This is a genomic window from Seonamhaeicola sp. ABD4_340 (assembly GCF_056312135.1).
The window spans coordinates 2,673,719-2,688,040 of the sequence record NZ_CM149981.1 but is presented as its reverse complement, the minus strand read 5'-3'; the positions used below and the strand labels follow the sequence as shown (position 1 = coordinate 2,688,040).

The 14,322-nt window shown below is 31.6% G+C and carries 15 protein-coding genes; 14 read left to right on the top strand and 1 reads right to left on the bottom strand.

The features are described from left to right. Nucleotides 1–25: 25 nt before the first annotated feature. The 7 genes from ACYX4H_RS11650 (at nt 26) to ACYX4H_RS11620 (ending at nt 8,626) form a co-directional block, all read left to right on the top strand. Nucleotides 26–937 (top strand): septum formation inhibitor Maf, encoded by a 912-nt coding sequence (locus ACYX4H_RS11650; RefSeq protein ID WP_476236434.1) that lies wholly within the window; start codon nt 26–28, stop codon nt 935–937. Between the two features lie 43 nt (nt 938–980). Further along, nucleotides 981–1,526: a mechanosensitive ion channel domain-containing protein gene (locus ACYX4H_RS11645; RefSeq protein ID WP_475295950.1), complete on the top strand. Its 546-nt coding sequence runs from the start codon at nt 981–983 to the stop codon at nt 1,524–1,526. 18 nt (nt 1,527–1,544) lie between these two features. Next, nucleotides 1,545–2,612, top strand: a complete 1,068-nt coding sequence (corA, locus tag ACYX4H_RS11640; RefSeq protein ID WP_476236432.1) for a magnesium/cobalt transporter CorA — start codon at nt 1,545–1,547, stop codon at nt 2,610–2,612. 133 nt (nt 2,613–2,745) lie between these two features. Beyond that, nucleotides 2,746–3,192: a hypothetical protein gene (locus ACYX4H_RS11635; protein ID WP_476236431.1), complete on the top strand. Its 447-nt coding sequence runs from the start codon at nt 2,746–2,748 to the stop codon at nt 3,190–3,192. 117 nt (nt 3,193–3,309) lie between these two features. Then, nucleotides 3,310–5,841, top strand: coding sequence for a PIG-L family deacetylase (locus tag ACYX4H_RS11630; RefSeq protein ID WP_476236430.1), 2,532 nt, complete (start codon nt 3,310–3,312; stop codon nt 5,839–5,841). 114 nt (nt 5,842–5,955) lie between these two features. Next, nucleotides 5,956–7,671, top strand: a complete 1,716-nt coding sequence (locus ACYX4H_RS11625) for a sodium:solute symporter family protein (protein ID WP_476236428.1) — start codon at nt 5,956–5,958, stop codon at nt 7,669–7,671. Continuing rightward, nucleotides 7,643–8,626, top strand: a complete 984-nt coding sequence (locus ACYX4H_RS11620) for a Gfo/Idh/MocA family protein (protein WP_476236426.1) — start codon at nt 7,643–7,645, stop codon at nt 8,624–8,626. The genes ACYX4H_RS11625 and ACYX4H_RS11620 overlap by 29 nt, the downstream gene beginning before the upstream one ends. Before the next feature lie 245 nt (nt 8,627–8,871). Here ACYX4H_RS11620 and ACYX4H_RS11615 read toward each other — a convergent pair whose 3' ends face one another. Continuing rightward, nucleotides 8,872–9,723 (bottom strand): DUF2911 domain-containing protein, encoded by an 852-nt coding sequence (locus ACYX4H_RS11615; RefSeq protein WP_476236425.1) that lies wholly within the window; start codon nt 9,721–9,723, stop codon nt 8,872–8,874. A gap of 264 nt (nt 9,724–9,987) precedes the next feature. Between ACYX4H_RS11615 and folE the strand changes: the two genes are divergently transcribed. The 7 genes from folE (at nt 9,988) to ACYX4H_RS11580 (ending at nt 14,004) form a co-directional block, all read left to right on the top strand. After that, a complete protein-coding gene (gene folE, locus ACYX4H_RS11610; RefSeq protein ID WP_476238662.1) occupies nt 9,988–10,677 on the top strand; it encodes a GTP cyclohydrolase I FolE in 690 nt (229 codons plus the stop codon). Nucleotides 10,678–10,681: 4 nt separating this feature from the next. Next, the gene (locus tag ACYX4H_RS11605; protein WP_475295942.1) at nt 10,682–10,909 is read left to right on the top strand and encodes a hypothetical protein; all 228 of its coding nucleotides are present in this window, start codon (nt 10,682–10,684) and stop codon (nt 10,907–10,909) included. 13 nt (nt 10,910–10,922) lie between these two features. Further along, entirely contained in the window at nt 10,923–11,384 is a 462-nt protein-coding gene (locus ACYX4H_RS11600) for an SRPBCC family protein (RefSeq protein WP_476236424.1), read from the top strand. 144 nt (nt 11,385–11,528) lie between these two features. After that, a complete protein-coding gene (locus ACYX4H_RS11595) occupies nt 11,529–11,744 on the top strand; it encodes a hypothetical protein (RefSeq protein ID WP_147130240.1) in 216 nt (71 codons plus the stop codon). Between the two features lie 39 nt (nt 11,745–11,783). After that, nucleotides 11,784–12,146 (top strand): SnoaL-like domain-containing protein, encoded by a 363-nt coding sequence (locus ACYX4H_RS11590; RefSeq protein ID WP_476236422.1) that lies wholly within the window; start codon nt 11,784–11,786, stop codon nt 12,144–12,146. Between the two features lie 156 nt (nt 12,147–12,302). After that, nucleotides 12,303–13,418, top strand: a complete 1,116-nt coding sequence (locus ACYX4H_RS11585) for a tyrosine-type recombinase/integrase (protein ID WP_476236421.1) — start codon at nt 12,303–12,305, stop codon at nt 13,416–13,418. Between the two features lie 178 nt (nt 13,419–13,596). Then, nucleotides 13,597–14,004 (top strand): hypothetical protein, encoded by a 408-nt coding sequence (locus ACYX4H_RS11580; RefSeq protein WP_476236420.1) that lies wholly within the window; start codon nt 13,597–13,599, stop codon nt 14,002–14,004. Nucleotides 14,005–14,322 lie beyond the last annotated feature (318 nt).

The window sequence follows — 14,322 nt, the reverse complement described above, 5'->3', positions numbered from 1 at the left end:
TATTTTTAAGTCTAAAACACTTAAAATGAAAGTCTTTTTACAATTTGTAATAATTTGTTTGTGTTTAAACGCATGCAACAAACAACCCAAAAATAAAATATTAGCAAATAATATAACTTCGGAAGTAAAAAAAGAACCACAAAAACTATCTGATAATTTTAAAAACTATTGGTATGCCGGTGAAGCCGAAATTACATCGTACACTTTAGAGCAAGCCCGCTATGGAGAAATTAGAAAAGGACATGCCGTTTTAATTTATGTTACTGAAGATTTTTTGCCCAAAGCACAAGTAAAAGCCAATAACCAAAACCCATCAAACATTCCTGTTTTAAAACTAAACGCTACTAAAACATTTAACACGGGTATTTACCCATATTCTGTAATGCAAAGTGTTTTTTACCCCGTTTCAAACAACCAACACGCTATAAAAGTTTCAAATTCTATGCAAGAATGGTGTGGCCACGTATATGCTCAATTAAACAATAAAAATGATTTTGAAATAACATCGCATTCATATTTTGAAGGTGAAGCCGATAAAAATTTCACACTTAAAAAAGCCATTCTAGAAAATGAATTATGGACACAGCTTCGTATAAACCCAAAAACATTACCAACCGGCAATTTAAATATTATTCCTGCTTTTGAATTTACTAGAATGCGCCACATTCCTATTAAAACTTACAAAGCAACGGCCACCTTAAATACTGATAATTACACCATAAATTACCCAGAATTACAACGCCAATTAACCATTAATTTCAATAGTAATTTTCCCTACGAAATTTTAAGTTGGACGGAAACATTTAAAAGTGGCTTTAGCACAAATGCACAAATATTAACCACCAAAGCCACAAAGCTAAAAACCTTAAAAACAGACTATTGGAATAAAAACCAAAATAAGCACGAAATTCTTAGAGATACACTGTTTTTAAATTAAAATTATTTAAGCTTCTGCTTTATCTTTACATAAAATAATTTGTATGTTTTTTACTAATTACAAACATGAACTCATTGCATCTGGCATACTCTTAGTATCACTTTTAGTTGTTAGGTTTATTGCTAATTTCACAATAACAAAAGTTGCCGAAAAAAACAGTATTAATTTAGCCAGAATTAGGTTAATGCGCAGGTATGTTGCTGTTACTTTATTTTTAATTGCTTTACTTATTGAAGCGTTTATATTAGGTGCAGAGTTTAAAGATTTGGCGCTTGTTTTCACATCTGTTTTCACAATACTTGGCATTGCTCTTTTTGCTATTTGGTCTATTTTAAGCAATGTAACATCGGGCATTATAATGTTTTTTAATTTCCCTTATAAAGTAGGCGATAAAATTGAAATTCATGATAAAGATTTTCCTGTAACAGCCATTATTGAAGACATCCGCTCTTTTCAATTACACTTGCGTTTAGAGAATGGCGATTTGGTTACTTACCCCAACAACTTAATGCTTCAAAAAGCCGTAACACTTGTTCAAAAAGATGCTATTGAAGAGATTGCATATGATGATGGCTCAGATATAGTTTAAAATCTATACTTTTAATTTATGGCAAGAAAACGTTTATACCGTTCTAAAAAAAAGTTAGGACAAATACCTGGCACTGTTGTTTACACTGGTGAGCGCGCTAAAGAACAACTATCTTTAGAGGCTTTTGATTTTGATAAAGAGGCCTACACAGAAAAACAACTTGCTACAATTGAAGATTGTTTCAACTACAAAAACACTAACACCGTTAGTTGGGTAAATTTAAACGGCCTTAACCATGTTGAAGCTATTGAAAACTTAGGTAAACACTATGAATTTCATCACTTAGTTTTAGAAGATATTGTAAACATTGCACAACGCCCCAAAGTAGATGACCATGAAAACTATTTGTTTTTCGTATTAAAAATGTTGTATTACAATAGTGAAAACCAACTAGTATCTGAACAAGTTAGCTTTATACTTGGTAAAAATTATGTGTTTACATTTCAAGAAGCCGAAGGTGATGTTTTTGATCCCATAAGAGACCGTATTAGAAACGCCAAAGGCAGAATACGAAACATGCAGGCCGATTACCTTTTATACACACTCATTGATGCTATTGTTGATCATTATTTTAGTATTATTGAAATTTTAGGTGATAAAATTGAAGACTTGGAAACTGCTGTTTTTGCCAATAAAACCAGTGACGATTTAAGCATTGAAATACAAGATTTAAAGCGCGAAGTTTTACGTGTTAGGCGTGCTGTATTTCCGCTACGCGATATCATTAATAAAATAGAAAAAAATGATACCGCTTTAATTAACAACAAAACCATACATTATTTTAAAGATGTGTATGACCATTTAACACAAGTATCTGAAAATATTGAGCTACACCGCGAAGTTATTGGCGGTTTAATGGGCATGTATTTAACCAGTATTAGTAATAAAATGAATGAAGTTATGAAGGTGCTAACCATTATGGCTTCTATTTTTATTCCTTTAACCTTTATAGCTGGTGTTTACGGTATGAACTTTGCCTACATACCAGAGCTGCAATACAAATATGCTTACTTTGTGTTTTGGGGCGTTATGGTACTCCTTTTTATAATTTTACTTTACTATTTTAAAAGAAAAAAGTGGTTGTAATATTACTTAAAACAACCAATTATGTCAAAATGACATAATGAAAACTCCTCAAATTAACACCTTTGTTTTGGTATGTTTTTTGAAAATATATAAACGCATAACTTATTATGTATAATTCAAAAAATATATAAAGATGAAAACACTAAAAATTATACCCTTGTTTTGTCTGTTATTTTTTAATTGTTCAGCACAAACCAAGCAAAAAAACAAAACCGAAAACAAACCCAAAGAAAACATTACAGTAAATAAAGAGTTTGATGAATTTGGCAACCTAAAACGCTATGATTCTGTTTACAGTTACAGCTATTCATCACATGAAAAATTACACGATAGTTTACACCAAAAATTTGGAAAGCTCATATCTGAAAACTCAATTTTTAAATATTCGTATTTTGAAGATTTTTTTGAAGAAGATTCTACATTTAATAACTTAAAACATCCAAAGTTCTTTTTTAATCAGTTTGAAAATAACAACCATATAAACAACATGATGAAGTATATGGATTCTATTCAACAACAATTTTTCAACTACGGTAATGCACCATTAATTCCTGCAGAGCCAGAAAAAACTATTCATTAATACTCAAAAAAAATATAAAAAGGGTATTTAAAAGTTTTACAAAACCGTTAAATAAAATTTAAAACCAGCCCTAGCGCTGGTTTGTTTTTTATATTTGGCTGAGCAAAAATTCACATCATGCCAAAACGCATATTCTTTTTTTTATACATTTCATTAAGTATTAGCGTGTTAAAAATAAACGCGCAAAAACCACAAACACCAACATCTACACAAATTTATGAATCTATTCAAAAACTAAACTTTTTAGGTTCTGTATTGTATGTTGCAGCTCACCCCGATGATGAAAACACACGGTTAATTGCATACATGGCTAACCAAGTTAAAGCGCGTACTGCTTACCTTTCTTTAACACGTGGTGATGGCGGCCAAAACCTAATTGGACCAGAAATTAGAGAGCTTTTAGGCGTTATAAGAACCCAAGAATTACTGGCAGCAAGACGTGTAGATGGTGGCGAGCAAATATTCTCTAGAGCTAATGATTTTGGTTACTCAAAACACCCTGAAGAAACCTTGTCTATTTGGGACGAAAAACAAGTTTTAAGTGATGTTGTTTTGGCTATTAGAAAATTTAAACCCGATGTAATTATAAACAGGTTTGACCACAGAACACCGGGCACAACACACGGACACCACACAACATCGGCTATGTTAAGTTTTGAAGCTTTTGATTTGGCTGCTAATAAAAATGCATTCCCAGAATTATTACAATATACAAGCACATGGCAACCTAAACGCTTGTTTTTTAATACTAATTGGTGGTTTTATGGTAGCCAAGAAAAATTTGATAAAGTAGACAAAAGCAACATGCTTCATTTTGATATTGGTGTATATTATCCGTTAAAAGGCTTGTCAAATAATGAGGTGGCAGCACTTGCTAGTAGCCAGCATTTATGCCAAGGATTTGGCAGATTATCACAACGCGGATCAAAAGAAGAATATGTTGAATTAATTAAAGGTGAACCTGTTGAAAATAATGATATTTTTTCGGGTGTTGATACCTCTTGGAACCGTGTTAAAGGCGGCAAAGCTATTGGAGCTATCTTATACGAAATTGAAAATAACTTTAATTTCACTAATCCTTCAGCACATTTACCTGCGTTAATAAACGCTTTCAAACTGCTTCAAAATATAGAAAATCAACATTGGAAAACTATAAAAACCAAAGAACTTAAACGTATTATTGAAATGTGTGCTGGTTTATATTTAGAAGCATCGGCATCTACACCTGCTATTGCAGCCAATAACAATGTTAAAATAGACATTGAAGCCTTAAACCGAAGTACGGCAAATATTACACTTAAAAACATTAGCATTTCGCCATTAAACCAAGCAGAACATACCGATGTTTCACTTCAAAACAATAAAAAATTCACCTATACTTTTAACAGTATTATACCTAAAAACACAGCTACAACTAATGCGTATTGGTTAAATGAAAAAGGAAGTTTAGGCATGTACAAGGTTGATGATAAAACAATAATTGGAAACCCCGAAACCAAAAGAGCGCTTCAAGCCAATTTTGAAGTAGATTTTGATGGTTACACCATTAATTTTGAAAAAGATGTTGTGCATCGATATTCAAAACCAGATAAAGGCGAACTGTATCGTCCGTTTGAAATTATTCCTGAAGCTTCAGCTAAAATATCAGAAAAAGTCATCATTTTCAACAATAACAAGCAACACGATGTATCTGTAATTGTAAAAGCCGGAAAAGATGATTTAGAGGGCCATGTTGAAGTATGCCATCCAGATGGTTGGAGCGTGTTTCCAAAAAATCAAAAAATTAATATAAAGCATAAAGGCGAAGCGCAAACCTTAGTATTTACTATTATTCCGCCAAAAAATGAAAGCGAAGGTTTTATAAGTCCTATTGTGCATGTTGGAGACAAAAGTTACACCAAAGAACTTATTGATATAAGTTATGAACACATACCACACCAAACCGTTTTATTACCAAGCGAAAGTAAAGTTGTTAGATTAAACATAAAAAAACGTGGTGAAAATATTGCGTACATTCAAGGTGCTGGCGATGTGGTTCCTGAAAGTTTAGAGCAAATTGGCTACAACGTTCGTATTATTAAAACCGAAGAAATCACCGCCGAATTATTAAGCAATTTTGATGCTGTTGTTGTTGGCATTAGAGCTTACAACACCTTAGATGAGTTAGATTTTAAACAACAAACGCTTTTTGATTTTGTGGCCAAAGGCGGCAATATGATTGTGCAATACAACACATCACACAGATTAAAAACCAAACAGTTAGCGCCTTATGATTTAACATTATCACGCGATAGAGTAACCGATGAAAATGCTAAAGTTACGTTTTTAAATCCGCAACACGAAGTATTAAATTTTCCAAATAAAATAACCCAAAAAGATTTTGAAGGGTGGACACAAGAACGTGGCTTGTATTTTCCAAATAATTGGGCAAAGGAGTTTACCCCTATTCTATCAATGCACGATAAAAACGAAAGTCCTAAAAACGGTAGTTTACTTGTTGCCAAATACGGTAAAGGCCATTATATTTATACAGGTTTAAGCTTTTTTAGAGAGTTTCCTGCGGGTATTTCGGGTGCTTACAGATTGTTTGCCAATATGCTATCATTAGGTAAAGACGATTTAAAATTAGAAGCCAAAATAAAACACTAATAATGCAAGACAACAACCAACCCAAACAACCATGGCTAAAGTTATACTCTTTGGTTTTAATAGCTAATGCCGTATATTTTATATTGTTTTACTTAATAATGAAAGCCTTTTAATATGCAATTAAGTTGGATAGATTGGACGGTTTTAAGCATTACACTTTTTTTAATAGTTGCTTACGGCACTTGGCAAACAAGAGGAAGTAAAAACGTAAAAGACTATTTAAGAGGCGGTAACAAATCTAAATGGTGGACTATTGGCTTGTCTGTTATGGCTACACAAGCCAGTGCTATTACATTTCTATCTACACCAGGACAAGCTTTTAATGACGGTATGGGTTTTGTGCAATTTTACTTTGGCTTACCCATAGCCATGGTAGTAATTTGTATGGTGTTTATTCCGTTGTACCACAAGCTAAAAGTTTATACCGCTTATGAATTTTTAGAAAGTAGATTCGACTTAAAAACCAGAACCCTAACTGCTATTCTATTTTTAATTCAACGTGGTTTAGCAGCAGGTATTACCATTTTTGCACCGGCCATAATTCTATCGGTTGTATTAGGTTGGGATTTATTAACACTAAATATTTCAATTGGTTTATTAGTAATAATTTACACAGTTTCTGGCGGAACGCGCGCTGTTAACGTTACACAAAAACACCAAATGGTTGTTATTTTCTTTGGTATGTTAACGGCCTTTTTTATAATTTTCAGTAAACTTCCCGAAGACATAACTTTTAGTAAAGCTTTAAGTATTGCTGGTGCTAGCGGAAAAATGAACATTTTAGATTTCTCTTTCAGTTTAAATAATAGATATACATTTTGGAGCGGTATTATTGGTGGTACGTTTTTAATGCTATCGTATTTTGGCACAGACCAAAGCCAAGTGCAACGTTACCTATCGGGCAAATCTGTAAAGGAAATGCAATTAGGTCTTATTTTTAACGGATTATTAAAAGTACCCATGCAGTTTTTTATTCTTTTAGTGGGTGTTATGGTGTTTGTTTTTTATCAATTTAATAAAGCGCCCATTAATTTTAATCCTACCGCAACAGAAGTTGTTTTAAATTCCGAATATGCTGAAGAATACAAAGCCTTACAAACCGAACAAGCCAAAATTTTTAATGATAAACAAACACTTATAAAAGCGTTTATTAACGATGAAAACCCAAATGCTAAAGGTTATTTATCTATAGCTAACAATGCACACAACGAATTACGCGAAGAAGCTAAAATTTTAATTGATAAAGCAGGAAAAACACAAGATATTAAAGTTGAAAGTAATGATAAAGATTATGTTTTTATTCATTTTATTTTGAATAACCTACCACGCGGACTCATAGGCTTGCTTTTGGCTGTTATTTTAAGTGCAGCCATGTCTAGCACCGCTAGTGAATTAAATGCTTTAGGCTCTACCACAACAATAGATTTATACATTAGAAATACTGGCAATAAAACCGAAGAGCAAAAAGTTAAAGCCTCACGTTGGTTTACTTTTACTTGGGGAATTTTAGCCATTGGTGTGGCGTGTGTTGCTAATCTTGCCGAAAATTTAATTCAGTTAGTAAATATTATTGGCTCTATATTTTATGGTAATGTTTTAGGGGTATTTTTGTTAGCTTTCTTTTTTAAGTTTGTTAAAAGTAATGCCGTATTTTTTGGCGCTATTGTTACCCAAATATTAGTAATTGCACTATATTTTTTAAATGAATACGAAATTATTAACCTTCCATTTTTATGGCTAAATTTTGTAGGTTGCTTAATTGTAATAACCATAGCCATATTACTTCAAATGTTTAATATTAATGACAACAAAACAGCACAAAACCATTAATTGGGGCATTATTGGCCTAGGAAGTATTGCCAACAAATTTGCAACAGATTTACTAACCATTAAAGATGCAAGGTTATACGCTGTAGGCTCTAGAAACCAAGCCAAAGCCAATGAATTTGCAAAAAAATACAACGCTGTAAAAGCCTATAATAGTTATGAGGCTTTAGCAAAAGACCCTAATATTGATGCTGTTTACATTGCTACACCACATGCATTACACAAAGAAAACACACTACTTTGTTTAGAACATGGTATTGCTGTTTTATGCGAAAAGCCTTTTGCTATGAGTATTAGCGAGGTTAACACCATGATTTCTAAAGCTAAAGCAAAAAATACGCTTTTAATGGAAGCTCTCTGGACAGCCTTTTTACCACACTACCAATACACTGCTAACCTCATTAAAACTGAAACCTACGGAAAGCTTTTAAAACTTGAAGCCGATTTTGGTTTTTACCGCATTTTTAATAATGATTCTAGACTTTTTAATAAAAATTTGGGTGGCGGAAGCTTGCTAGATATTGGCATATACCCCATTTTTGCAGCACTGTCAACACTAGGTAACCCTGAAGATATTATTGCTAATGCGTCTTTTTTTGATAATGGCGCAGATGCTTCATGCCACATGACCTTTGTTTACAATGAAGGTGTTACGGCTTCATTAAAAAGTACTTTAATTGAAGATACTAAAACCGAAGCTATTTTTTATTGTGAACAGGCTACAATTAAAATAAACACGCAATTTCATAAGCCAACAACGGTATCAATTATAAAAAATGGTAATGAAACCGTTAAAGATTTTAATTACAATACCATTGGCTATAATTTTGAAGCTATACATTTTAATAACCTAATTAGAGCTGGTAAAACGGAAAGTGATATTATGACTTTTGAATTTAGCCAACAACTTATATCGCTTCTTGATAAGGTTAGAAACAATATAAACTTAGAGTATTAATTTTTTTTACTTTTTTATGAAGTGAAAAAATTAGGAAAAGAATAACTAGAAAGCGCTTATTACATTTTATAATAAAACAACACCACAAACATGTGCGTTAGCGATTGCAGCGATAGCTTTTAGTGAGGTACGAGCTAAAACTACAAGCGGAAAGCGCGACCCGTTAGGGTAACGCCCTAATTAAAAATAAAAAAGCGAAACTAAATTAGCTTCGCTTTTAAAATTTACTTTTTCTTTTTTTGCTTTTACAATGCGCCCCATTGTTTTAAAACTTCTTCGTTTTTTCTAATATAGGCATCATATTTTGCTGCTTTTGCTAATGCTAATGATGATTTTGCAGCTACAATAGCGCCTTTTTTATCGCCAGCTTTGGCTTTTATTAAGGCTTGTTGGTGAATAACCCAAAATTTAGGATTTGCTTTATTCATTTCAACAGCTTTGTCAATCCATTTTTCGGCAGTTTTTATGTCTTTTCCCGCTTCTAAATAATACACGGCAGATGCAAAATAATCATCGGCAGTTGGTCCGTTCATTACACCATCAATATTTGCAGAAACTTTTGCATCGGTTGGTACGGTGAATGGTACTGCTGCGTATGATTTTTCCCAAATAATTTCTAAAACAGCGCTATCATTTTTAATGTTGTTTACATCTATTGCCATGGTTTCTACATTAAAAGGCACTTCGTGTACTTCGGTTTTTGCGGTGGCAACTACTTTGCTGTCGTCCCAATTTTGTGGTGTTCCCCAGTTGTTTGTATCTGCATACAACATAATATCCCATTGTTTTGCAGAGTTAAGTTTTGTAAAAATAGCATATGTACCGGCTTTAACTTCTTGTCCTGCAAAGGTTACATCATCACTAAAGGTAATTGTAGTGTTTTTGTTGGCACCTGTTCTCCAAATAGTTCCCCATGGCTCTAAACCACCAAAAATGGTTCTTCCTTTTACGCCTGGTCTAGAATATTCAATAGTTACATCTGTTAAACCTACTTTTTGTTTTAAAGTGGCAGACGGACTTGGTTGAGGCGTTTCAACTTGTGCATTTACAACTGTTAACGTTGCAAAGGCTACAAATAATAATACTAACTTTTTCATTTGTTTTGATTGTTTATGTTCACAATTCAAAATTAACTATTAAAACAACTGTATTTGTTAATAAAACCTTAAAAAACTGTACCCATTATAATTAGCAATAATGCTTTTAAAAAAATACAAAAGCTAATTATAGAGTTTACTTATACCTCTATATCATTTTTTGTTTATTCTTTTTTAATAAACATTAAACATTTTGTATATTTGATGTATAAACGTGCTTTGGTTAGTACAATTTTTATTAAAACAGCACATAAAAAAGAAGCCATGCAAAAAGAAAATTTTGAAATTAAAAACAATTATTTAAACGGTTTAACGGTTGAAGATATTGGTGATGAGCACTTATTTACAAGTATTGAAACACCGTTACGTGAAGATGCTTTTAAACTTAATGATACCGAAAAAAAAGAGCGCATTGCCATACTTTTTGAAGAAATTATGCAAGTCATGGGCTTAGATTTAACTGATGACTCACTAAAAGGAACACCGCAACGTGTTGCCAAAATGTATATTGATGAAATTTTCTCTGGTTTAAATCCTGAAAATAAACCTAAAGTTGCATTGTTTGATAATAAATACCAGTACAACCAAATGTTGGTTGAAAAAAACATAACATTCTACTCAAATTGTGAGCATCATTTTGTACCAATAATTGGTAAAGCTCATGTAGCCTATATATCATCTGGTAAAGTTATTGGCTTATCAAAACTAAATAGAATTGTACAATATTATGCCAAAAGGCCACAAGTGCAAGAGCGTTTAACAAACCAAATAGCCAATGAACTTAAAAGCATTTTAAACACTGAAGATGTAGCTGTAATAATTGATGCTAAACACTTATGTGTTTCTTCTAGAGGCATAAAAGATGATACATCAACTACGGTTACAGCCTATTATGGTGGCAAATTTAATACATCTGAAAAAATTGCAGAATTACAAAACTATCTTAAAAATTAACACTATGGAATTAGAATTAATTAACAAAGCATTAGAGTTTGAACAACGCAAAATGAGAGGTTTATCAAACAGTGATAGAATTGAAATTTCTAGAGAAGCCAAAGCCTTAATTTTAGATTTAAACAAAATTTATAAGGCAAAAAAAGATCAAAAAATAATGGATATCATGAAACGCTTAACAGCTATAAAACGTAAAGTTGAAAAGCGCTTAAAAGGAAAACCATTAGTTTAACATAATTAGTACTATGAAAATTTACACGCTCCATAAAAAACAAAACCTTAAAACCACTATAAACGAGGCTTGGGATTTTTTATCTTCACCACAAAATTTAAAAACCATAACGCCAGATTATATGGGGTTTAATATACTTTCTGGAGCAGATAGACCCATGTATGCAGGCCAAATTATAGAATATATTGTTACACCAGTTTTAGGCATAAAAACCAAATGGGTTACAGAAATAACCCATGTTATTGATAAACATTATTTTGTTGATGAACAACGCTTTGGCCCTTATGCATTATGGCATCATAAGCATTTTATAAAAGAAATTGAAGGTGGTATTGAAATGGAAGACATTATTCATTATAAAATACCATTTGGTTTACTTGGTCAATTAGTTCAACCTGTTTTAGTAAAACCTAAGCTTGAAGAAATTTTTAATTACAGAACTAAAAAGTTAGATGATTTGTTTGGGTCATTTTAATTCAACTTTTAACAAAATTTAAGCAGTTTAGCTTTAAAATGTTAATATTTACCTAATTAAAAAGCTTTAAAATGTTAATTTGTTCAATTTTATTATATTGCGAAAATTGAAAAATTGTTAGTTGAACTAAAATGCATTTTGAATATGACACTGATAGATAAAGCTTTAGAATTTGAGCAACGTAAACACACCTTTAAAACCACTAGTGAACGCATAGAATCTTCACGCGAGGTTAAAGCACTTATATTAGATATTAATGATGTTTACAAAGAAAACAAAGATCCTAAATTAATGGATATTATGAAACGCTTAACAGCTATTAAACAGAAAATTGAAAAACGTTTAAAAGGCCGTTCTTAACACAAATAAGTATTTGTTTTAGCACAAAACTTTAAAATTATGAATACTCAAGAAGTTGCCAATTTATGGGCTAAAATGTGTAATAACACAAAACTTATTGAATGTGCTGAAATGCTCTATGCAGACACTATTGTATGTAAAGAAATGCCGGGTGGACCAGATACCGAAATTACTAAAGGCAAAAAAAATGTAATGCAAAAAAGCTATGATTGGTTAAACACTGTTGAAACCATTCACAACTGCTCTGTTACACAGCCTTTAGTTGCAGGCAATCATTTTAGCAGTAAAATGCTGTTAGATGTAACTTTTAAAAACAAACAACGCATTAAAATGGAAGAAATTTGTGTGTTTGAGGTTAAAAACTCACAAATTATTTCTGAACAGTTTTTTTATACTGTTTAAATAAAAAACTTCATAAAACAAACACATCAACTGTTTGAAAAAGATTTAAAATCTTAAAAATCTTTTTCAAACAGTTTTTTTATAATCAACTTCATTTTGAAATTTAAAATGTAAGAGTTATCTTTAAAGGTTATAATTTTTTTATGCCCTTAAAAGATGAACGAAGTTAAACTTACGCCCTTGCAACACAATAATACCCAACAAATAGCTGTAAGGTTTAAATACAATTACAAATTAAGAATTCACCTAAAAAAGTTAGATGAAGTAAAATGGAGTAACACCCACAAGGTATTTTATTTAGAATATTCTTCAGAAAACAAACGTCTAATTTATGATCATTTAAGAGCTATAAACTGTTATGTAGATTATTCTGCTTTAACGGTAAAAAAAACCATTGAAGCACCTATTTTTACTGAAATAAAACTTCCTGCGCTACGAGATAATCAGCAATCTGATTTATTAAAATTTGAAAAATGGATGCAAGAAAAAAGACTTAGTAAAAACACCATAAACACTTACATTGAAGTAACTACGTTTTTTTTAAGATACAGCAATTTAAAAGGTATAAACACCTACTCTGCCCGTTTAGTTGAAGCATTTAACTATGATTTTATAGTGAAACCTAACAAATCAATTTCATACCAAAACCAATGCATAAACGGTATAAAAAAGTTTTTAAATTATAAGAACTATGAATTAGAAACACTTGATATTAAACGACCAAGAAAAGAAAAGAAACTACCCACTGTTTTAAGTACAGACGAAGTTAAACTTATTTTTAATAATACCTTCAATTTAAAACACAAAACTTTACTAAGTTTAATATATTCTGCAGGCTTACGCATAGGTGAAGCCATCAACTTAAAAGTTAATGATATAGACAGTAAACGCATGTTAATACACATAAAAAGTGCCAAAGGAAAAAAAGACAGGTATACCCTATTATCAGCATCTTTTTTAGAATTATTAAGGCTTTATTACCAACAATACAAACCATCATATTATTTATTTGAAGGCAGTAGCGGACAGCAGTATACAAGTTCAAGTGCACAAAAAATATTAAAATCGGCCGCATATAAATCTGGAATTACAAAACCAATAACACTACACACGCTAAGGCATAGTTTTGCTACACATTTACTAGAAGAAGGCACAGATATAAGATATATACAAGAGCTTTTAGGCCATAGCAGTCCAAAAACAACCATGATTTACACTCATGTTTCTGAAACTAGTATTAGAAACATTAAAAATCCGTTTGATAATTTATAAATGATTCTTACATTGCATTAATATAAGAATTTTCACCTTTAAAAATGAGGAAATATAAAAGTAACAAAAAGACCCAAAAATTCCGCATAGCACACCAAATGGTTATTGAAGTAGGAAAAAAGTTCTTTATATAAATAAGTTGTGTTTAATGCTGAAAAAACTATAGCGAAAAAGAATAATGACAAAAAAACGAATTGACACAAGTTTACATTATGCTCAATATTTAGGAGCTCGATTCGGTTTAATAGTCGTTATCGGATTTCTGATTTATAGCATTTGGACTCAAAAAATTGGAGCGATTATATTCTGTTCATTATTTGTGGTTTATGTCCTGATTCTAATGAAAAGGACTTTTGACAAACCAAACGAAATTGAATTTGACGAAAACTATATTTATCTGAAAAACGGAATTGAACGAATTGAGTTGGACAAAATTACTGGAATAAAAAGAAATCGGATTTTATACGAGACAAACGGAATTGAATCGAAATTGAAATTGCCGAATTTTCATTTTATGGATAAAAAATGGACTGAATTAAAACAACTTATAAATAAAAAAAGCACTAAAACACAACAACGGCTATAGTTCATTGCGGCGGAATTTCCTCGCGGAAATTCCTGCGTGTTTGCAATGTCTGGTTTACGGCGGAATAATTCTGCCGAATCATTCCGCAACGAAACCATAGCCCAAACCGTTGCTTTCAATAGCGGCCGACGCTCACTCGAACTCTTTAAAAAAATCCGATTCACAAAATGCCGGTTAAAACTTGATCACTCAACTGCGACCGACTTTCAGCAAAACGCTGAAAAAAAACTGCAACCGATAATCACTCGGATTCTTTAAAATTTAAAACTTTGCTCGAAAAACTACTGTTGCGGATTAAAAAAAAAAAATTAATTCTGA